The sequence below is a fragment of the Bacillus cereus genome, assembly GCF_025917685.1.
GTDB classification, from domain to species: domain Bacteria; phylum Bacillota; class Bacilli; order Bacillales; family Bacillaceae_G; genus Bacillus_A; species Bacillus_A cereus_AT.
Map to the genome: position 1 here is coordinate 772,927 of NZ_CP089518.1, position 21,506 is coordinate 794,432.

Below are 21,506 nucleotides of genomic sequence, written 5' to 3' on the forward strand. Positions count from 1 at the left end.
ATCCCTCCTAAACTAAGAAGAGAGAGGAGGGAGTGAAAATAAAAAACGCCTTTTCATATAGAAAAGACGTCTTATCATATTACTCTTATCTTTCAACACAATGTGTTGTAAGAATTAGCACCGTGCCCATAAATGGGTCGGTTGCCGGGCTTCGTAGGGCTCATCCCTCCACCTGCTCTTGATAAGACATCGAATATTTAACTATTTTGAATTATTTCACAAATGAATGGTGTTGTCAAACAGTATTTATAAAAAAAATCCCTCAGGAAGAGGGATTTTAATGTGGTAAGAAAACTAATTGGTAAGCGAACAAGATTCCGAATAAATACACAAGTGGGTGAACAGCGCGGAATTGTCCTTTTGCCATTTTCATAAGTGGGTATGAAATAAATCCAAGTGCAATACCTGTTGAAATACTTGATGTAAGTGGCATGCTTAAGATTACTAAAAATGCTGGGAATGCTTCATCGAACGTATCCCAATCGATGTGACGAACTGAACCCATCATAAGACTACCAACGATAATTAATGATGGTGCTGTAATAGCTGAAACGCCAGAAACAGCGCTCACTAACGGTCCGAAGAATGCTGCTAATGCAAATAGAACAGCTACTGTAACAGTTGTTAAACCAGTACGACCACCAGCTGCAACACCAGCAGATGATTCAATGTAAGCTGTTGATGGTGTTGTTCCGAACATAGCTCCAATTGTTGCTGAGAATGAGTCAGATAGAAGAGCTCGTCCTGCTTTTGGAAGCTTTCCATCTTTCATGAATCCACCTTGTTGTGCTACACCAAGTAATGTTCCAGTTGTATCAAATAGTGTAACAAGGAAGAATGAGAACACAACGCCGTATAATCCGTAGTTAATTACATCAGATACAGCAGTAATTGGATTTGAAACGATAATTCCTTCTGGTAATCCAGGCATTGATGTAACGCCGTTTGAGAACGTTAATTGCCCTGTGAAGTAAGCGATAATACCAGTTAATAACATTCCGATAAATAGTGCCCCGTTTATATTTAAAGACATAAGGATAATTGTAATTCCAAGGCCAGCTAATGCTAGTAGAACTGGAGCAGAGTGAAGATCACCAAGCCCAACTAAGTTTGCATCATTTTTTGTAACAATTCCTGTTAAGCGCAAACCGATAAAAGCAATAAAAAGACCGATACCAGCAGTAAGTGCATGTTTTAAGTTTTCGGGAATTACTTCCATTAATTTCGTACGGAAAGATGTGAATGATAACAAGATTAAAATCATACCTGCTACGAATACAGCAGAGAATGCAATTGCGAAAGTCATGCCTTCATGAGCTTTTACAACAGAGTAAGAGAAGTAAGCATTTAATCCCATACCTGGTGCAATTGCGATTGGTAAGTTTGTAAAGATTGCCATAAATAATGTTCCGACAACAGCGGCGATAATAGTAGCTGTAAATGCTTGTTCAAATGGAACGCCTGCATCCCCAAGGATGACAGGGTTTACGACAATGATATATGCCATTGTTAAAAAGGTAATAATACCTGCCATAATTTCAGTTTTAATAGAAGTTTTATGTTTTGAAAGGTTAAACATATAAACATCCTTTCTTTTTACGAATAATTTTCACAACAGTTATATATAATATTCGTTTTTTGACTTTTTTGCAATAGTTTTGCATAAAAACTTTAGAACAATCCATATTTTATGTCTTGAATTTGAATATTAACCGTAAAAACGAGTGGGAATTGCGGTTGTTCATGTGTAAGTAGTTTTTAATATTGTGCACATTATAAGGAGAAAGGAGTTGAAGGAAGTTATGCCACAGCAAAAAAACTTTTTAACAATGCCAGCGCAACATCAACATAAACAGCCTGGTATTGAATCATTAATGAATCCTCTTCCAAAGTTTGAAGATCCAAATTATAAAGGAAGTGAAAAGTTAAAAGGAAAGAATGTATTAATTACAGGGGGAGATAGTGGGATTGGGAGAGCTGTGTCCATCGCTTTTGCAAAAGAAGGAGCAAATATTGCGATTGCTTATTTAGACGAGGATGAAGATGCAAATGAGACGAAAAAACTTGTTGAAAAAGAAGGCGTGAATTGTGTATTACTGCCGGGGGATTTGAGTAGTGAACAACATTGTAAAGATATTGTGGAAGAGACCGTCCGGCAGCTGGGGAGTTTAAATGTGCTTGTGAATAACGTTGCACAGCAATATCCGCAGCAAGGACTAGAGTATATTACAGCGGAACAGTTAGAAACGACATTCCGTATTAATATTTTTTCTTATTTTCATGTTGCAAAAGCAGCGCTATCCCATTTAAAGCAAGGGGATGTAATTATAAACACAGCATCTATCGTTGCATATGAAGGAAATGAAACGTTGATTGATTATTCTGCAACGAAAGGAGCAATTGTCGCATTTACAAGATCGCTATCTCAATCATTAGTACAAAAAGGGATTCGTGTAAATGGTGTTGCACCAGGTCCAATTTGGACACCGCTTATTCCATCAAGTTTTGATGAGAAAAAAGTATCACAGTTCGGGAGCAATGTTCCTATGAAAAGACCTGGTCAGCCGTATGAATTAGCGCCTGCGTATGTATATTTGGCGTCTAATGATTCGGCATATGTAACAGGGCAGATGCTACATGTAAATGGGGGCGTTATTGTAAATGGATAGTTTTCATTTATAAGAGCAAAGTAAAGCTAATTGCATTTATCCCGCTATTTACGGGCAGTAAGACTCCATCTCAAAATTTGGCTGGAGCAAAGAAGTTAGATGGGAGCCCTGCTGCCCGTAAACGCCCGATTGGTGCGGGCTAATACTCAGTGGGGGATGGACAAAACCTCCACTGAGTAAAGTTTCACTTTATTATTATGTTAGTGCTAGGGAGGATTTAGATGAAGAAAGTATGGTTAATCATAATCCTATTTTTCTGCCTACCAGCTAGTGTTTTTGCTAATACAGATCATTTAATATTAGTTAACCTTAAAACGAATCAGCTGTCTTTTTTTGAAGAGGGAAACTATACGAGAACATTTCCGATAACGACAGGAAGAGATAGCACCCCAACGCCTGAAGGGAATTTTTGTATTATAACTAAGTATAAAAATAAAGAATACCATCGAAAAAAAATACCTGGGGGTGCGCCGAATAATCCTCTCGGTACGAGGTGGTTAGGTCTGGATAAAAAGGAATATGCGATTCATGGAACAAATCGGGAATGGACGATTGGGAGCAGGGAGTCGAATGGTTGTATTCGCATGCATGATCGGGACATACAATGGTTATATGAACGGGTACAATTACAGACGAAAGTAATTATTTCTCGTTTTTATACGAGTCCCGAATATGAGGCGTATAAGCTTGGTTATCGTGTTGTGAGTTGGAATGGTCGTAAAGTAGAAGAAGGACAAATTGGAATACTTACGCTAGTAGACCGTGTAAATATATATTGGCAAGAACCAAATGGACAATTGACGAAAGTAAAAACGGTATTGCCAAATGAAAAATACGCAGTGTACTCCAAACGAAAAGATGGAATATATTATATAGGAAGCAATTTGTATATTGTTGATGAAACGGGAGAAAAAATTCGTTATGAGCAATTACCTTATTCGACCTTAAGTAATATATATAAAAGAAAATATGATGTTCCGTAATAGCTACCGTGTATAGGCGGTAGCTTATTTGTGATGAAGTGAAACTTAATGGGGGAATTGCTCTTCTTTGCTGATTATAAACTTATACTAATTGGGATTCATGTAAATAGCGGGATAAAAAATTGAAACAGCAACTATTATGTTTTGCTGAATATAATACAGTACAGATTGGGGGGCGGTCACATTATGAAAAGTGAATTTGCATTTAAGATTTTCTTAATCACGACTTGTTTATTTATCGTGTATTTATATGCGTTACTCGTCTTCTCATTTTATGTTCCATATATTGATTTAATATTGTTCGTCGGATTTATTTGGGCGTTTGTTAAAGCGAGGGAAGGGGAGAAGAGTGTATATCGACGCATCACTTTATGCGGGACGGTCCTTCTCGTTATTTTATACTTTTTTATGATGCATGATTTTTGGAGAGGAATGTAAAAAAGCATACGACTAATCGTATGCTTTTACGTTTAATATTTTGGTTTAAATGTATGGCAACAAGTTTCTACACTCGTTGTTACAGAACTTTCAAGCGTCTCGTTTGTTAAAGTAGCGCTTGTATACGAATCATTTGTATTCTGACCAGCCTCTTGTGCATCCGGTTGAACAACGATTGCACTTGCTTGACAAAAGTTACCTTGTCCCCAAAATGAGCAATTGGAAACAGAGCATTTTACTTCAGGCATAAAACCCCCTCCTTATACATTAGTGTGGGATTTTACGTCCATTTCATGTATAGAAGGAGTTTCCTTTTCTCGTTATTTTTTCGTTTGCTCAAGCCATTCTTTTAATTTGTCTTCCGGTTGTTCACCACTAATACGGCTTACTTCTTTGCCATCTTTAAAGTGAATGATTGTTGGAGTTCCTTTAATTTTATATTCATCCCAAGGAGCATCTAGTTTTTCAATGTCCATAACTTTCATATCAACGTTCAAGTCTTTAGCCATTGGTACTACGATAGGAGATAGCTTTTGACAATGAACGCAAGATGTTTGATAAAAGTATACTGTTTCTTCTTTTTTCTCTTTTAAATTCTTTTGGAGATCTGAAAGAGAGATTTTATTTGTATAGTAGTCAGGGCCATTTGTCTTACTATCAGTAGCATTATCAATTTTTTGGCTAGTAGCGTTTTTTTCTTCCATTTGTGTTACAGCGAATATTGCTGCGAACAAGGCGATAATAATACCGCCAAATATAAGCATTTTTTTCATTCTTTCATCTCCTTATTTGTTTTTGATGACAATAAAGCTACAAACAGCGATTGTGATAAAGCCGATAAGTGCCAAAAACGGGATTGTCACAAAACCGAACCAGTTTATGTATTCTCCCGTACATGGCACACGGCCGCAAGCTGCCCCAGCAGCTGAAAATGCTGCTACTTTTTGAATTGCATAATGATATAAAGAAATACAAGCACCAATACTTGCAATTGGTAAAGAATAACTTGCGATGCGATAATCTTTCTTTGCTACAGCGATACCAAGCCATAAAACGAATGGATACATAAAAATACGTTGATACCAACAAAGGACACAAGGCTCAAATTTCATGATTTCGGAAAAGTATAGACTTCCTAGTGTAGCGATAAAAGAAGCCCCCCACGCGGTAAGTAAAGCATATTCTTGCTTTTTTTCTTGTCCCATATTTTATACCTCTCTTATAATAGTTACATACTAAATTATAGTATGAAGTGGCACAGAAAAGAAAGAAAAAATATGTTTATCAATAAAAGTTTTATAAGGGAAAACTTTTATTGATATAAACATTTTAAAAAAGCGCTATTCTCATAAAGAGAATAGCGCTATATTTTACATTTGAATTTGCTCTACTTCATCTATATGTGACTTTTGGGATGCGTGGTCAATATATTGAAATAGGAGCTGTAATTGTTTATCAACTTCAGGCAGTTCTTTACTGTATTGATAAGCGTGTAAAAAATGTTCAATACGCTTAGAAAATAATTGATCGTTCGTTTGAACCATAAGAACGAGTAATTTATCCCAATTACAGCAATACGTGTAATAGAGAGCTTTATCGTAGTCGTTATATGTTTGCACTGTGTACCCTCCTTACTGAGGAGTTATATATAGTGTGTGATAAGTAAGGAGAAATACACTTGAAAGAATTTGTTAAGAAAAAAAGTGAATGAAAAGAAAAAACGAGGTATCTCCTCGTTTTTTAAGCTTTTGGCATTGGTGTAGGTGTTGGTTTTCCATAGCCTTCTTTGTATTTATTATCAATATAGTTACGAATTTCAAGCGTCGATTTTCCTTTTTGTTTCATCGAAGCAGATTCAACTGCGATTTCTAGACAATTGACGCAAGTTGTTGCATGGGAATCCCAAACAACTTCACCATTCTTTTTAATTTCACGAATAAAGCAGTTTTTATTATTTTTATGTCCTACACTTTCACCACAACCGCAGTAACATGGAATCCAATCTAATAGTTCTGCATTTTGTCCAGCGACAGTGTAGATATCTTTCATTTGTGGATCAAGCTTGTCTAGGAAGGAGGGAAGTGTTTCGACCCCTTTTGTTTTTTCTTGAATGTCAGCTTGCTGAGTATGTGATGCGTGGTCATGCTCTTCTTTTGATTCAGATGATTTTTTTTCATTTGTACCAGTACTCCCGCATCCAGCAAGAATTAGGCTCAGTACTGCAAGTAAAGAAAATACATACTTTTTCATTCGCTTGTCCCCTTTACAAATGTATTAACCAAATTGTATCAAATATCATGGTGTGTCGGGTGAAGATTTTTTCGACTGATTTTTGAAGCGCCATCGTAGTGAATGGAATAGAAATAAAATTGGGATATAAGCGTATACAATATATAAACCAGCTTGAGACAGTACGGTATTTAATGTATTGATGCTTTCCCTGTTTGTGAAAAACAAAGATGAAACAAATATAGTCGCGATAAACAATGGTAATGTAATGTTAAATGGTATGTGAAAAGAGTATTTACTAATACGACAAGAAGACCAAATGGTTAAACAAAGATTAGGTAAAATAATAAGAAACCAGATGAAAATAATAATGTATTCAAATCGCTGAATGAATGGGACTTTAATAATTTTTAGCATTGTTAAAGTAGGCCAAATTGTATGATGCAGTTGGCCCTGACTATAGTACATAAGGGAAACGATTGCTAGTATTACATATAAAATAGTTGTGAAAGCAATCCCGCCATGTGCCCATTTATGTAGTGATTTTCCCTTTCTAATAAGTGGGTAAAAGATAAGGATTGCTTCAAATCCAAGAAACTCTAATGCAGATGCTTTCGTTGAATATAGAATGTCTGCAGGTGAATGGGTGAAAATAGGTAAAATATTACGGACATGTGCGTATTTCATAGGGAAAACTAAGAAGAATAGTACGAAAATCGGTATTATGACGCCCCAAAAACACATTCCTGTTACAGAGCGAAAGCCACCTTTTATTACGTAATACGTCACGAGTAAAAATAATAATGTTAATTTCCATGGTTTAATTGTAGGAAAGACCCATACTTGAATGACTTCGATATATGTACGAAGCACAGTAAGGCAAAATAACAGAAGATATGCGGCAAAGCACATAGAGAAAAAGGTTCCAATCCATTTTCCGAAACATGTCGTATGAATGGTCATCAAATCATTGTCTTTATCTAACATTTTTAACATACAAAACAGTACGATATGAGTTAAGACACCCGCAACAATAAGGGAAATCCAAGAATCATAACCAGCATATTGTGCAATAACTCGTTGGTATCCTAACACGCCTACTCCAATTTGAAGAGAGTGTAATAAAAGAAATATGAAATAAGGGGAAACAGTCATTGTTTTATTTTGCTCAGCCATTGTAACACCTCACTATTCTCCGATACCAGATTGCACAACATTGATTTGTACGTGAACAGCAACATCTACATTAGGGTACATTTCTTGAATTTGTTTTATAGTCCATTTTCTTGAATGACTACGAATTTCTTCCCGTATCCCTATCGGATCGACCTCTTTTTCTTGAAATTGTTTTATTAATTCGTTTAAATCTTTCTCAACTGTTTTTTCTACATGTTTTTTTATGTAAGTTATGTTTTCGTTTTTCGCTAAATCAAGCCAGCTTGGAGCGCTTTTTATGAGTCCATTTAATTTTAAGTGGATGTTAACTTTCGGAATGTCACCAGTATCGGAAAGGTAACAAACGCTCTTTCCAGATAAGTTTTGAGTGGCAATTAATCCTTTATGGTTACCTTGCTGTATTGGAACTTCGTAACGACCATTTGTAGTTGGATTAAGGAGTAATTTCAATAAAAAAGATCCTTTTTTATCTGTGTACATAACCACTTTATCCTTTTTTAAAAAAGCGAGTCCTTTAATGGAAGCAGACTTGTCTTCATCAATTTCAATATAAGGAAGAAATGGATCGCATCCTGATGAATAAAAGTTATATAAAAAAATATTTAAAGCAGTCCGTGGAATCGTTTCGGCTTCTATGTTTTGCTCCAGTAAGTCAGACAGATAGAGTGATCCATTTGTTTTAATATGTTTGAGCAGTTTTTCTGTAGAACCGTCTACCAGTGCTAGTTGAACATCTCGACCAATATTAGGATCACGTTGCAAATTATTTATAATATCGCCAATTCCATGTTCGCCAATGGATTTTCCAAAAAGCACAACACGCATTTGACCGACAGCGATAGTATGAGGCGATTTTGCATTTAGTCGTGAGGATATTGTTTCGATCGTGCCAGCAGTAGTTGACTGAGTTTCTGGTTTTGATTGAACGCCTTTTGTGTAATCGGGATATAAAATCGTCCCGCGAAATTGTTTGTCTTTCGTTATATCAAATCCACCTACATGAATCATTCGCTGTGTGTCTACTATATTCGGTTGTGTACAGCCGGATTGGAAAATTAAAATGATAATGGAAAAGCATAATAAAGTATTTTTCATTTTTCTTCACCATCATGTTTTTCTTTCGCTTTGTTTGGATCATAGCGCCATTTCTTCTTTGGTCTTAGAAAAGAAGCCCGCCCTGCAGTTTGACTAAATGGAAGACGAAGGAGCCCCTCAGCTGTACCTAACCCGCGAAATGGATATAAAGGTAATAAATAAGGTGATCCAAGTGATTTTAAGCGAATTAAATGAGCTAATATGAATACAAATCCGACGATTAGCCCTACACCTCCAAATGCTCCAGCTAAAATGATGAGAGGAAATCGTAATATCCGGATAGTGGAAGACATTTTTACTGTTGGTGTTGTAAAAGAAGCAAGCGCAGATAACGCAACCGCAATTAATAAAATAGTACTTGTTAAAGCAGCCTCAACAGATGCCTGGCCAATGACAATCCCTCCAACAATACCAATTGTTTGACCAACTTTAGTCGGTAAACGAGCTCCAGCCTCGCGCAGTAATTCGATTGTAATTTCTAAAAAAAGTGCTTCTAACATAGGTGGGAACGGTACGTTAGCTCTAGAATAAATAATAGGACCAAGTAAATCAGCTGGAATCATTTGATAGTGATACGTTAATACAGCTGTATAAATAGCTGAAGAGAATAGAGAGAATGCTGCTCCGAAAAAACGAACCATTCTAAGAAATGAGCCTGCTATCCATGGTAAATAATAATCTTCTGGAGATACGAAGAAATCGAGTAATGTCGCCGGTCCAGCTAATGCGTATGGTGAACCATCTGTTAAAATGACAACACCGCCATTAATGAGTGCATAAACAGAACGATCTAAGCGCTCTGTAGGTAGTAAAACAGGGAAGGGAGAGTTACTATTATCGCTAATAAATTGTTCGATCATAGTCGCATCGAAAGGAACATCAAAGTCAATGCCTTGTAGACGCTGCATTGCAGTATTGACGTGCTGATCATTTGTAATGCCTTCGATGTAAGCAACTACGACCTTTGTTTTTGATATAGAGCCAACTACAACCTCTTTGAAAACTAATTGCTCCGTTACAATACTTCGGCGAAGTAAGTGTGTATTTGTATCAATATTTTCAACGAATCCCACTTTGGGACCGATTACACTATATTCATTTTCTGTATCGTTATATAATCGTGTACCTAAAACTGAACTTTCAGCACGAATAAGTGCATATTCTGCTGCTTGAGAATCATTTTTTAGCTGTATGAGCACATACCCACCTAATAATTTTTCACGAATATCGTCAATAGAAGGGCCTGTGATAATCTCCTCAAGTGTGACGATATTTGCTATATCACTTATATTTTCAATGTGATCTAATTCTCTTTTTATAGGTGTTAAAATAAATCGATTAATGAGGAGTGATTCAGCTGTAGATTTGTAATAAAACAAACATAATGTCCCATCGTCTACTACGTTATAAGAAACGAAATCACTAGATTCTTTCATCGTGTGGATAAACTCGGGAATGGAACAGATTGTTTTTTTATTCTTTTTAGATGTTGAACGCAACATTTGCTCACCCCTGACATGCATCATTTACTTGTGTTAGTTTTTGGGAAAGACGGGAATTTATACTTGAAAATTGAAAGTTCATGCCAAAAAGGAAGAGTAATGAATATCTCTTCCTTTTTGGCATATTAATTTGTTTTCTTTTCTTTAATAGATTTCACTAATTTAATCATTTCAGCTCGTATATCTTCTTTTTTAACATTTAATTTTTCTGCAATTTGTTTAATTTCCATTCCATCTTTTTTCATTTTTAGTACATCATCGAGAGGGGTATTACTTTTTTGAGCGATGATTGTTAACACCGCGAGCTGATGTAAGCTGATGTTATACTCTTTCATTTTTTGTTTTAGCTTATCAGGTGTAGATTTGTGCATGTTTGCTAATTCTTGCAGTAGTGCTTTTTTCGTTTCTTTATTCATATGATGTTTTTTCAATTTACTTGGATCTACACCGAAATGCTCGGCTGTTTTCTCCCAAGATTTATTTTGCTTATAGTAAGCTAAAACGTCCTTAATTTCTTTTTTGCTTATTCTTGCAATGTGTGCAGCTTTCCAAATTTCATGTTTGTTATAGCCGAGTTTTTCGAGCGACTGCATTTCTTCTTCTGAAATAGGCTTATGATGGTGCATTGTTACTTCTTTTGGCGTGGCAGCGGAAGCAGGAAAGACAGATATCCCGCACAATAATGCTGCCATAGTCATACTTACTACGATTTTCTTGTACATATAAACTCCTCCTAGATGGATAATGTGGAAAACTTTACACTTATCATTTCCATAAAATGTGAAAAAATTGTGAACACACCAAGTTTTTTTATTCACAACGAGAAATTAATTTTTTAGCTGTTTTCCAACATAAAACATTGATTAATAGTGAAAAACTAGGTTATAATCGAAATTGAAAATCAATATCAATAACGGAATTATACATATAGATAAAAATAAGGGAGAGAAAAATATGACTACATATACTTCCATCGCAAATGTTATTAAAGAAAGACGCTCTGTTCGTACATTTACAAATAAAGCAGTAGAAAAAGAGTTATTAATTGAACTATTAAACGACGCAACGTGGGCACCGAATCATAAACATCGTGAGCCATGGAATTGTAAATTATACATTGGAGAAGGCCGTCAGAAATTAGTAGACGCAGTATTAAACTCTTTCACAGAAGAAGAAAGAGCAAAACGCGGCAAAACTTTATCTGATCGTTTCTTAAGTACGCCTGCACAAATCGTTGTTTACATTGATGAAGATCCGCGTCAAATTCCACGTGACGAAGATTACGCTGCAACATGTGCATTTATGCAAAACTTCCAATTGCTTGCTTGGGAACGCGGTTTAGGCTGTGTTTGGAAATCAGGTGGATTAAACTACAATCCACTATTTATAGAAGGAATCGGTTTAACAAGAGGCCAACGCATCGTTGGAATTCTTCATATCGGTTATTTCGATAAAGCACCAGAGGGAAAAGTGCGTACGCCGATTACGGAGAAGATGGAGATTATTGAGGGTTAATAGATGAGACATTCTCGTTTTTGCGAGGGTGTCTTTTTATTATGCAATCAATCCTCATGAAAGCTTGTTCCTCATCATACACTTTCTTAAGGGAAAGTGTAAGGAGGGAAAATAATGAGAGCAAGTGATGATAAAGCACTGCAATATGCGATTGCGGAAATTACAGAAATTGCGACTGGATTTGGGCTTGATTTTTATCCGATGCGTTATGAAATATGTCCAGCGGAAATTATTTATACATTTGGTGCATATGGGATGCCGACGAGGTTTTCACATTGGAGTTTTGGAAAGCAATTTTTTAGAATGAAATTACAATATGATTTGGGACTTAGTAAAATTTATGAACTCGTTATTAACTCTGATCCATGTTACGCCTTTTTGTTAGATACGAATTCTTTAATTCAAAATAAATTAATCGTAGCGCACGTTTTAGCGCACTGTGATTTCTTCAAAAATAATGTTCGTTTTTCAAATACGAAGCGAGATATGGTAGAGAGCATGGCGGCAACAGCGGATCGTGTGAAAGCATATGAGCATAAGTATGGAAAGGCAGAAGTAGAGACATTTTTAGATGCCGTACTTGCCATTCAAGAACATATTGATCCATCACTTATGCGTCCAAAATTGGCATGGAGTATTGATGATTTAGAGGAGGAAGAAGTAGACAAGAAAAAGGCATCACAATACGATGATTTATGGAATTTAGATGATCGAAATAAAACGAGGGAACGATCCAATATACGCAAAAAGAAGAAGATTCCACCACAGCCAGAGAAAGATTTGCTCCTCTTTATTGAAGAATATAGCCGTGAGCTTGAAGATTGGCAGCGCGACATATTAACGATGATGCGCGAGGAAATGTTATATTTCTGGCCACAGCTTGAAACGAAGATCATGAATGAAGGCTGGGCTTCCTACTGGCATCAACGCATACTTCGTGAAATGGACTTAACATCTTCTGAAGCGATTGAATTCGCAAAGCTTAATGCAGGTGTCGTACAGCCATCAAAAACAAGCATTAACCCATACTACCTCGGTATTAAAATGTTTGAAGATATTGAAGAACGCTACAACAATCCGACAGAAGAAATGAAAAGGCGTGGTGTGAAGCCTGGTTCTGGTCGTGACAAAATCTTTGAAGTACGCGAAATTGAATGGGACGTATCGTTCCTAAGAAATTACTTAAATAAAGAACTCGTCATGAGAGAAGATATGTACTTGTTCCAGCGCCAAGGAAAAGAATATAAAGTAATAGATAAAGAGTGGGAACATGTGCGTGATCAACTTGTAAATATGCGTACAAATGGAGGTTTCCCGTACTTAGTAGTAGAAGATGGAGACTACTTAAAGAACGGAGAATTGTACATTAAACATAGTTATGAAGGAATTGAGCTAGATTTAAAATACTTAGAAAAGGTATTACCGTACCTTCATCAGTTATGGGGAAGAACGGTGCATATGGAGTCCATTGTGGAGAGTAAGGGCGTTGTGTTCTCTTATGATGGGAAGATGGTGCATCGGAAGTATGTGTGAGGAAAAGAACGGACATAGAAATGCTATGTCCGTTCTTTTTTATTTGGAATAAAGTTAAATATGCTATTCTTAAAGAAAGGGAGTTACATATAGAAATGGAGCGATCCAAATGAGCAAAATAGGGGTATGTAGGGTGGATATTACGCCGCCTTTAGGTATTGATTTTATCGGATATCATAGAGATACAGGAATTAATAATATTGAAGAAAGTATTTATGGGACGGTCTTTGTTTTTGAAAAAGCTGAAATGAAGACTGTGTTTATAAGTATTGATAATATTGGGATGTTAGTAGAAGATACGACGGTGATTCGTGAACGAGTAGCGAGTGAGCTTCATGTGCCATTTGAGCGAATAACGGTTGTTTATACACATACACACTCTGGTCCAGAAACGGTCGGTGATGATTCGCTAGTACAGTCGTATAAAACAATTTTAGTAAATAATGTAGTGCACGGTGCTGTTACTGCGAATAACAACTTGAGGTTATGTGAAGTTGGCTGGGGTGTTACGACAGGTGATATTGGAGTAAATCGAAGAGAGAGAACATCTGATGGAAAAGCAAGGATGGGAACAAATATAGAGGGTGTTGTAGATAAACGAATTGGTATGCTAGCAATAAGAGATGCTGAAACGAAAGAACTATGTGGGATTGTAGTGTTTTGTACTGCTCATCCGAATGTTTTAAAAGGTGATAGTGATGTATTATCCGCGGATTATCCTGGAATGACGAGAGAGATTCTTGAGCAAATAGTAAACTGTCCTGTTATTATCGTGCAAGGTGCTGCTGGTAATGTAAATGCGAAGTATCGTGGTTCAAGGGAAGCGTTAAAACAAATGGCTTACATGCTTAGTGGACATGTATTAACGCTGTTGCCAATAGTTACATATAGCCCAATTGTAAATTTAAGAACAATTTCGAGTACGATGCAAATGAAGTTGAAGGATATTCCTGAAATTGATGAGATACGAAAAATGGCCCAATTTGCTGAGCAACATTGGGGTGTGAATACGGATGAATGGCTTACTATCATTTTAGAGAAATATAAGCAAGGTATTCGGCAGTTAAGTATCGATTTAGAAATTCAACTGTTTCAAATTAATGATGGTATGTTCTCTGGGATACCGATGGAACCTTTTTCAGAAACTGCTTTAGAAGTTAAAGAGAGTCTTCAAAATGAACTAGCTTTCTTTGGTGGATATACGAATGGATATATTGGTTACTTACCGACAAAAGAGGAGTATGCATATGGTGGGTATGAAGTGGAATTAAATCCTGTTGTGTATGGAACGGTTACAAACTTGTTGATGCCGCCAGAGGAGAATACAGCAGATTTCATTGTACAGAAAGTTATAGAACTATACGTAAAAGAACTTGGAGCTATCTAGGTTCTTTTTTGTTTCGAATTTGTGAACAAAAGATATATATATTGAAAATGATTTTTGTATATTTTATTATATACCCATACGGGTATTGGTTTTCTGTTTGTAATACATGGAGAAATTAAATAATAAACAACATGGAGGTTTAAAATATGTCTAGAAAAATTGTTGTAGTAGGTGGAGTTGCGGGCGGGGCATCAGTAGCTGCAAGGCTTCGTCGTTTAAGTGAAGAGGATGAAATTATTATGGTTGAGCGCGGTGAATATATTTCATTTGCAAACTGTGGATTACCATACTATATTGGCGGTGTAATTACAGAAAGACAAAAATTATTAGTACAAACCGTTGAAAAGATGTCAAAGCGTTTTAATTTAGATATACGTGTATTAAGTGAAGTGGTAAAGATTAATAAAGAAGAGAAAACAATTACTATAAAGAATGTAACTACAAATGAAACATATAACGAGAACTATGATGTGTTAATTCTTTCACCAGGGGCAAAACCAATTGTTCCACCTATTCCAGGTATTGAGGAAGCGAAGGCGATGTTTACGTTACGAAATGTACCTGATACAGATCGTATTAAAGCGTATATTGATGAGAAGGAACCACGTCATGCGACGGTTATTGGTGGTGGATTTATTGGAGTTGAAATGGTTGAAAACTTAAGAGAACGTGGAATTGATGTTACTCTCGTAGAGATGGCGAATCAAGTAATGCCACCAATTGATTATGAGATGGCAGCGTATGTACATGAACAGATGAAACAGAATAATGTTGAGCTTGTTTTTGAAGATGGTGTGGGTTCTATAGAAGAAAACGGAACTATTGTACGTTTAAAAAGTGGTTCAATTATAAAAACAGATATGATTATTTTAGCAATTGGTGTACAACCAGAGAGTCGTTTAGCAAAGGATGCAGGATTAGCACTAGGAGTTAGAGGAACGATAAAAGTAAATGAGAAATTTCAAACGTCGGATTCACATATATATGCAATCGGTGATGCGATTGAGGTGAAAGATTTTGTTACAGAAACAGAAACGATGATTCCTTTAGCGTGGCCAGCTAATCGTCAAGGTCGCATGTTAGCAGATATTATTCATGGGCATACGGATTCTTTATATAAAGGTACGATGGGAACTTCTATAGCTAAAGTTTTTGATTTAACAGTTGCTTCGACTGGAGTAAATGAGAAAATATTGAGACGGTTAAATATACCCCATGAGGTAGTACACGTACAAGCAAATTCCCATGCTGGATACTATCCGAATGCTACGCCAGTACTAATAAAATTAATTTTTAATAAAGAGAGTGGAAAAATTTATGGAGCACAGGCTTTAGGACGTGACGGGGTAGATAAGCGTATCGATGTTATTGCAACGGCAATGAAGGCGAATTTAACTGTAATTGATTTACCGGATTTAGAATTATCATATGCACCACCTTATTCTTCCGCAAAAGATCCAGTAAACATGGTAGGGTATGCGGCAAGCAATATAGTAGATGGTTTTGTGGACACGGTACAATGGCATGAAATAGATCGTATTGTTGAAAATGGTGGATATCTTATTGATGTTCGAGAGCCTAAGGAATTAAAGCAAGGAATGATTAAAGGTTCTATTAATGTTCCATTAGATGAATTACGTGATCGCTTGGATGAAGTACCATTAGATAAAGAAATATATATTACTTGTCAACTTGGTATGAGGGGATATGTTGCAGCACGTATGTTAATGGAAAAAGGATATAAGGTAAAGAATGTAGATGGTGGCTTTAAACTATACGGAACAGTATTACCAGACCGGATTGTATATTGATATTTGTTCATCTTTCACTTCAAAATTTGGTGGAGGATGAATCCCATGGATTAAGGTTTCACTTTTTGTTTTGCGAACATGTAAGATGAAAAATAAAAATAGGGGTTTACAAAATACCCTATAGGGTATAGTATATTGTCATAAGTTATAAATGGTGACATAATGGTAATGAGGTGATTATAGAATGGAATATAATCAAGATATGAAAAATAGATTGAAACGTATTGAAGGTCAAGTTCGTGGTGTGCTTCGTATGATGGAAGAAGGAAAAGATTGCCGAGAGGTTATTACACAGTTAACGGCATCTCGTTCTGCACTTGATCGTACAATTGGACTTGTTGTTGGAACAAATTTAGAGCAGTGTTTACGTGAGCAGTTTGAGACAGGTAATGGCTCAAATGAAGAGTTAATTAAAGAAGCTGTTCAATTGCTTGTAAAAAGCAGATAATCTGTCAAACGTATGTGTTGACAGATTTTCAAAAACGTTTTAATATACCCCTACTGGTATATGTATATAAAATGTGGAGGAATCGATAATGAGTATAAAAGTAGATATGAGTTTAGATTGTAAAGGTTTGGCTTGTCCGATGCCGATTGTGAAGACGAAGAAGGCAATGGAAGGATTGATATCGGGGCAAGTGATTGAAATTGAGGCAACAGATAAAGGATCTACGATAGATATACAAAGTTGGGCGAGTAAAGTAGGGCATCAATATATCGGGACGAAACACGAAGGTGACATATTGATGCATTATGTGAGGAAAGCACACGAGCATGAAGTGAATGAAGTTGTGAAATATCCTCATACAATTACGAATACGGAATTACAGTCTATATTGTCTCGCGAGGAAGAGTGCATCGTATTAGATGTTCGCGAAGCAGCGGAGTTTGCTTTTGGTCATATTCCATCAGCCATTTCGGTGCCGTTAGGCGAATTAGACAGTGCAGCGTTAGATCAGACGAAGCAAATATATGTTATTTGCCGAACAGGTAACCGCAGTGATGTAGCTTGCCAAATGTTGAAAGAAAAAGGCTATTCAAATGTGAAAAATGTCATTCCAGGTATGTTAGAGTGGCAAGGGAATATGGAAAAGTAAAATTTTTTAAATATAAATATACCTATGGGGGTAATTAGATGGACGTTAAGGTGTTACAAGCAAAAGATGTTGCAGAGAAAGTTTTATTCGGAGAGTTGTTTATTTTAGATGTTCGTAATGAGACGGATTATGAAGATTGGAAAATTGAAGGGAAACAAATTTCTTCTATTAATAAGCCGTATTTTGACTTGTTAGATGGTGTAGATCATATTGCAAGTGAATTGCCGAGGGAGAAAGAAATTTTAGTCGTATGTGCGAAAGAAGGTTCTTCTCAGTTTGTTGCAGAGCAATTGTTGGATGCTGGTTTCTATAATGTATTTTATTTAGCTGGCGGTATGAAAGCTTGGAGTGAATATGTAAAGCCGTTAAAAGTAGGAGATGTGCAGGGCGGAGGGAGTATATATCAATTTAACCGTCTTGGAAAAGGGTGTTTATCTTATATGGTCGTTTCAAACGGTGAAGCGGCAGTTATTGATGCGGTGAGAACCATTGAAGCATACGAAGATTTTGCAAAAGAGCACGGGGCTACTATTACTAACGTAATGGATACACATCTACATGCAGATCATATTTCTGGTGGGCGTAAGTTAGCTGAAAAAGTAGGCGGTACGTATTGGTTACCTCCAAAAGATGCGGAGGAAGTGGTTTTCTCTTACGAACCGCTTGTAGAAAGTACTGTTATTACGGTGGGGGGTACCCTAATTCATATTGATGCGCTATACTCACCAGGGCATACGATTGGAAGCACATCATTTATTATTGATGGGACGTATTTATTATCAGGCGATATTTTATTTGTAGATTCAATCGGGCGTCCAGATCTTGCTGGGAAGGCGGAAGACTGGGTAGGGGATTTACGAAATACTTTATATAAACGTTATAAGGAATTATCTCAAGATTTAATTGTTTTACCGGCTCATTATTCAAAAATAAGTGAAATGGACGACAGAGGCATTGTGAGTGCGTATTTACAAGATTTATTTAAGGAGAATGTAGGGTTAAATATTGTTGATGAGGTAGAGTTTCGTAAAACTGTGACAGAGAACTTACCGCCTCAGCCGAATGCTTATGAAGAAATTCGTCAAACGAATATGGGTAAGATTTATCCGAGTGTGGAAGAAGAGCGTGAAATGGAGATTGGCCCAAATCGTTGTGCAGTTCATGATTCATTATAAAATAACAAACTGGAGGAATAGATGATGAATGTAAAACAAGTATTAGATGCGAAAGGTTTAGCATGTCCAATGCCGATTGTAAGAACGAAAAGAGCGATGGATACTTTACAATCTGGAGAAGTGTTAGAAGTACATGTAACGGATAAAGGGTCAATTAAGGATATTCCAGCGTGGGCAAACAAAACTGGTCATGACATCGTAAAGCATGCAGAAGAAAGCGATGTACTGAAGTTTTGGATTAAGAAGGCGTAGAAAGAAATAATTTTATAAATGTAGAGGGGGAGTTATATGAACACAATATTAAGTACGCTTTTCATTGTACTTGCTGCATCGTTTATTATTTCACGTTTTTTACCGGTGAAAGGTGTTCAAAATATAAATGGAAAAGAATTAAAGAGTATAGTGGGGAAAAAGGGGAAACAATTTATCGATGTTCGTACATTAGGTGAATATAGAGGAAATCACATGAAAGGATTTCAGAATATCCCGCTAAATGAATTAGCTAGTAAGGCAAATCAGTTAGATAAAAATAAGGAAATAATCGTTATTTGTCAGAGCGGGATGAGAAGTAAGCAAGCAGCAAAAGTATTAAAAAAATTAGGGTTTCAGCGCGTTATCAATGTTTCAGGTGGTATGAATGCTTGTAATTAAGAAGGAGACGGGAAATATGAAAGAAATGACTGCAAAAGAATTAGAAGAAAAATTGTTACGTAAAGAAGCAGTAAATATCGTAGATGTACGTGAAGTAGAAGAAGTAGCCGAAGGGAAAATTCTAGAAGCATGTAATATTCCGCTAGGACTATTAGAATTTCGTATGCATGAGCTAAATAAAAATCAGGAATATATTATCGTTTGTCGCTCAGGAGGAAGAAGTGCAAGAGCAGTTCAGTTTTTAGAGAGCTACGGTTTTCGAGCGATCAATATGGTAGGTGGTATGTTAGCTTGGGAAGGTAAAGTCGTATAGTACGAAGATAAACGATTTGAGCCTTTTTATAAACAATCAAATACCCCTATAGGTAATTGGAGGGAGAACAACATGGAACAACAGAAGAAAACGACCATTGTTTTATTTAGTGGAGATTATGATAAAGCGATGGCAGCTTATATTATTGCAAATGGTGCAGCGGCGTACGATCATGAAGTGACTATTTTTCATACTTTCTGGGGTTTAAATGTTCTTAGGAAAGATGAGCATGTGAAAGTAAAGAAAACGTTTATAGAGAAAGTGTTTGGAAAAATGATGCCGCGCGGCGCCGATAAGATGGGGTTATCCAAAATGAATTTTGCTGGTATGGGACCAAAGATGATAAAAGGTATTATGAAAAAACATAACGCCATGCCTTTGCCGGATTTAATTGATTTGGCGAAAGAACAGGGTATTAAACTTGTAGCTTGTCAAATGACAGTAGATTTATTAGGGTTAAAAGAGGAAGAGATTATGGAAGGGGTAGAATTTGCTGGGGTAGGAGCATATTTAGCAGATGCTTCGGATGGAAATGTAAATTTATTTATTTAAATTACCTTCTTTTTAGAAGGCGAGGGGTACAATATGACTTTAACAGTACTACTATTTATTATTGGGTTTATAGGGTCATTCATATCAGGGATGGTTGGAATTGGCGGTGCAATCATTAATTATCCGATGATCTTATACATTCCAGTATTGCTAGGATTTACTGGCTATACGTCACATGAAGTGAGTGGTATTACAGCGATTCAAGTGTTCTTTGCAACTTTTGCAGGCGCGTGGGCGTACAGGAAAAGTAACGATATGGATAAAACTTTAGTTGTTTACATGGGAGCTAGTATATTAATAGGAAGTTTTGTAGGTAGCTTTAGCGCGAATTTATTAAATGAGCATGCTGTAAACATTGTTTACACATTACTAGCTACTATTGCGGCTATTATGATGTTTGTACCGAAGAAAAATAATAGCAGAGCAGTTAATTATAATAAATGGTTAGCAAGTATGTTAGCGTTTATTGTAGGAAGTGTTTCCGGCATTATTGGGGCTGGTGGTGCATTTCTTTTAGTCCCGATTATGCTAGTTGTTTTAAAACTACCAATACGTACGACAATAGCAACATCTATCGCTATTACATTTATTTCCTCGGTAGGGATTACGACGGGGAAAGTGATTACTGGACAAATAGTTGTTATTCCAGCTCTTATCGTTGCAATAGCAAGTTTATTTGCCGCTCCTCTTGGGGTGAGAGTAGGGAAGAGAGTGAATCAAAAAGTTTTACAATATGTATTGTCTATTTTAATTGTAGGCACCGCCATAAAGATGTGGATCGATATGATATGAATAAAAAAGGATGGTGCTGCTTGCAGCCCATCCTTTTACTTATGCCCAAATAACTTTCATTAAGTTTTTATACTCGTCATTTGCTAACTTATATAGCATTCTCGTATGTTCAAAGACAAGTGCTGGATTAAAGTTTGGTTCTGAGAATGCAAGAGATGTTGAAATATCAATTGCATTTTGCTTATTTAGCGTGAATTTTGCAAATCGGTAAGATGTGTTTAATTCATTGATGACATGTAAAATGTCATTTGTTGAATCAGGTACGTGAGCAACATTGAAGCAGTATATATCCACAGTAGGATTTTCGTTGTCGAAAGCAGCGATAAGTTGAATTTTTGCGCCAGCTTCTGTTTCTAGTCCTACTGAGAAATGTACAGAACCATCATTTTCATCTATATTTTCTTCCATATATATATCGTTTGATTTTAAGTACTCTTTAAAATCTGAAATGTTATGTTTTACTGCAGCTTTCATATGTGTGAGCCCCCTGATAATTGGAATAGATTACTATTATTTATTATAATTTAAAAATATTAAAAAAGATAGTTGGAAAGTTCTGATTTTTTTATTTTGAAAGCATTAAAAAGA

At 36.2% G+C, this 21,506-nt stretch carries 25 protein-coding genes, 1 pseudogene and 1 riboswitch; of the genes and pseudogenes, 15 read left to right on the forward strand and 11 right to left on the reverse strand.

What is annotated here, in order from left to right; all coding sequences use genetic code 11:
* Positions 1-82: 82 nt before the first annotated feature.
* Positions 83-188, reverse strand: a riboswitch (SAM riboswitch).
* 89 nt (positions 189-277) lie between these two features.
* Complete coding sequence (locus tag LUS72_RS03920) at positions 278-1,579, reverse strand: NCS2 family permease (RefSeq protein ID WP_071747782.1); 1,302 nt, start codon at positions 1,577-1,579, stop codon at positions 278-280.
* 223 nt (positions 1,580-1,802) lie between these two features.
* Here LUS72_RS03920 and LUS72_RS03925 point away from each other — a divergent pair, with 223 nt between their 5' ends.
* The 3 genes from LUS72_RS03925 to LUS72_RS03935 all read left to right on the forward strand — a co-directional run bounded on the left by LUS72_RS03925 (position 1,803) and on the right by LUS72_RS03935 (position 4,090).
* Complete coding sequence (locus tag LUS72_RS03925) at positions 1,803-2,669, forward strand: SDR family oxidoreductase (RefSeq protein WP_097831342.1); 867 nt, start codon at positions 1,803-1,805, stop codon at positions 2,667-2,669.
* 221 nt (positions 2,670-2,890) lie between these two features.
* Positions 2,891-3,652 carry a L,D-transpeptidase gene (locus tag LUS72_RS03930; RefSeq protein ID WP_097831309.1) on the forward strand — a complete coding sequence of 254 codons (762 nt, stop codon included), beginning with the start codon at positions 2,891-2,893 and terminating at the stop codon, positions 3,650-3,652.
* A 186-nt stretch (positions 3,653-3,838) separates the two neighbouring features.
* Complete coding sequence (locus LUS72_RS03935) at positions 3,839-4,090, forward strand: hypothetical protein (RefSeq protein ID WP_000834189.1); 252 nt, start codon at positions 3,839-3,841, stop codon at positions 4,088-4,090.
* A gap of 32 nt (positions 4,091-4,122) precedes the next feature.
* Here the strand turns inward: LUS72_RS03935 and LUS72_RS03940 are convergent, their stop codons facing one another.
* The 9 genes from LUS72_RS03940 to LUS72_RS03980 form a co-directional block, all read right to left on the reverse strand.
* The gene (locus LUS72_RS03940) at positions 4,123-4,338 is read right to left on the reverse strand and encodes a DUF1540 domain-containing protein (protein ID WP_071735124.1); all 216 of its coding nucleotides are present in this window, start codon (positions 4,336-4,338) and stop codon (positions 4,123-4,125) included.
* 72 nt (positions 4,339-4,410) lie between these two features.
* Entirely contained in the window at positions 4,411-4,863 is a 453-nt protein-coding gene (locus LUS72_RS03945) for a thioredoxin family protein (protein ID WP_097831308.1), read from the reverse strand.
* Positions 4,864-4,875: 12 nt separating this feature from the next.
* On the reverse strand, positions 4,876-5,295 hold the full coding sequence (locus tag LUS72_RS03950; RefSeq protein WP_097831307.1) for a disulfide formation protein C: 420 nt from the start codon (positions 5,293-5,295) through the stop codon (positions 4,876-4,878).
* 165 nt (positions 5,296-5,460) lie between these two features.
* On the reverse strand, positions 5,461-5,709 hold the full coding sequence (locus LUS72_RS03955) for a YhdB family protein (protein ID WP_048526289.1): 249 nt from the start codon (positions 5,707-5,709) through the stop codon (positions 5,461-5,463).
* Positions 5,710-5,830: 121 nt separating this feature from the next.
* The gene (locus LUS72_RS03960) at positions 5,831-6,340 is read right to left on the reverse strand and encodes a PCYCGC domain-containing protein (protein WP_097831306.1); all 510 of its coding nucleotides are present in this window, start codon (positions 6,338-6,340) and stop codon (positions 5,831-5,833) included.
* Between the two features lie 45 nt (positions 6,341-6,385).
* Positions 6,386-7,495, reverse strand: coding sequence for a GerAB/ArcD/ProY family transporter (locus LUS72_RS03965; protein ID WP_097831305.1), 1,110 nt, complete (start codon positions 7,493-7,495; stop codon positions 6,386-6,388).
* A 12-nt stretch (positions 7,496-7,507) separates the two neighbouring features.
* Entirely contained in the window at positions 7,508-8,590 is a 1,083-nt protein-coding gene (locus LUS72_RS03970; protein WP_097831304.1) for a spore germination protein GerYC, read from the reverse strand.
* Complete coding sequence (locus LUS72_RS03975) at positions 8,587-10,092, reverse strand: spore germination protein (RefSeq protein ID WP_097831303.1); 1,506 nt, start codon at positions 10,090-10,092, stop codon at positions 8,587-8,589. The genes LUS72_RS03970 and LUS72_RS03975 overlap by 4 nt, the downstream gene beginning before the upstream one ends.
* Positions 10,093-10,217: 125 nt before the next feature.
* On the reverse strand, positions 10,218-10,814 hold the full coding sequence (locus LUS72_RS03980) for a hypothetical protein (RefSeq protein WP_141533271.1): 597 nt from the start codon (positions 10,812-10,814) through the stop codon (positions 10,218-10,220).
* A 232-nt stretch (positions 10,815-11,046) separates the two neighbouring features.
* Here LUS72_RS03980 and LUS72_RS03985 point away from each other — a divergent pair, with 232 nt between their 5' ends.
* The 12 genes and pseudogenes from LUS72_RS03985 to LUS72_RS04040 all read left to right on the forward strand — a co-directional run bounded on the left by LUS72_RS03985 (position 11,047) and on the right by LUS72_RS04040 (position 20,918).
* Positions 11,047-11,607, forward strand: a complete 561-nt coding sequence (locus LUS72_RS03985) for a nitroreductase family protein (protein ID WP_097831302.1) — start codon at positions 11,047-11,049, stop codon at positions 11,605-11,607.
* 114 nt (positions 11,608-11,721) lie between these two features.
* Complete coding sequence (gene spoVR, locus LUS72_RS03990) at positions 11,722-13,140, forward strand: stage V sporulation protein SpoVR (RefSeq protein ID WP_097831301.1); 1,419 nt, start codon at positions 11,722-11,724, stop codon at positions 13,138-13,140.
* Between the two features lie 20 nt (positions 13,141-13,160).
* Positions 13,161-14,527, forward strand: a pseudogene (locus LUS72_RS03995) (neutral/alkaline non-lysosomal ceramidase N-terminal domain-containing protein).
* Positions 14,528-14,673: 146 nt separating this feature from the next.
* Positions 14,674-16,338, forward strand: coding sequence for a CoA-disulfide reductase (cdr, locus tag LUS72_RS04000; RefSeq protein WP_097831299.1), 1,665 nt, complete (start codon positions 14,674-14,676; stop codon positions 16,336-16,338).
* A gap of 184 nt (positions 16,339-16,522) precedes the next feature.
* Positions 16,523-16,786 (forward strand): metal-sensitive transcriptional regulator, encoded by a 264-nt coding sequence (locus LUS72_RS04005; RefSeq protein ID WP_097831298.1) that lies wholly within the window; start codon positions 16,523-16,525, stop codon positions 16,784-16,786.
* 73 nt (positions 16,787-16,859) lie between these two features.
* A complete protein-coding gene (locus tag LUS72_RS04010) occupies positions 16,860-17,435 on the forward strand; it encodes a sulfurtransferase TusA family protein (RefSeq protein WP_141533270.1) in 576 nt (191 codons plus the stop codon).
* 38 nt (positions 17,436-17,473) lie between these two features.
* On the forward strand, positions 17,474-18,610 hold the full coding sequence (locus LUS72_RS04015; RefSeq protein WP_097831296.1) for an MBL fold metallo-hydrolase: 1,137 nt from the start codon (positions 17,474-17,476) through the stop codon (positions 18,608-18,610).
* Positions 18,611-18,631: 21 nt separating this feature from the next.
* Entirely contained in the window at positions 18,632-18,862 is a 231-nt protein-coding gene (locus LUS72_RS04020; protein ID WP_071747801.1) for a sulfurtransferase TusA family protein, read from the forward strand.
* 36 nt (positions 18,863-18,898) lie between these two features.
* Positions 18,899-19,261 (forward strand): rhodanese-like domain-containing protein, encoded by a 363-nt coding sequence (locus LUS72_RS04025; RefSeq protein ID WP_128855739.1) that lies wholly within the window; start codon positions 18,899-18,901, stop codon positions 19,259-19,261.
* A 16-nt stretch (positions 19,262-19,277) separates the two neighbouring features.
* A complete protein-coding gene (locus LUS72_RS04030; protein ID WP_016128744.1) occupies positions 19,278-19,574 on the forward strand; it encodes a rhodanese-like domain-containing protein in 297 nt (98 codons plus the stop codon).
* A gap of 72 nt (positions 19,575-19,646) precedes the next feature.
* Positions 19,647-20,126, forward strand: coding sequence for a DsrE/DsrF/DrsH-like family protein (locus LUS72_RS04035; protein ID WP_097831295.1), 480 nt, complete (start codon positions 19,647-19,649; stop codon positions 20,124-20,126).
* 33 nt (positions 20,127-20,159) lie between these two features.
* The gene (locus LUS72_RS04040) at positions 20,160-20,918 is read left to right on the forward strand and encodes a sulfite exporter TauE/SafE family protein (protein ID WP_097831294.1); all 759 of its coding nucleotides are present in this window, start codon (positions 20,160-20,162) and stop codon (positions 20,916-20,918) included.
* 39 nt (positions 20,919-20,957) lie between these two features.
* Here LUS72_RS04040 and LUS72_RS04045 read toward each other — a convergent pair whose 3' ends face one another.
* On the reverse strand, positions 20,958-21,392 hold the full coding sequence (locus LUS72_RS04045; RefSeq protein ID WP_071747805.1) for a YbjN domain-containing protein: 435 nt from the start codon (positions 21,390-21,392) through the stop codon (positions 20,958-20,960).
* Positions 21,393-21,506 lie beyond the last annotated feature (114 nt).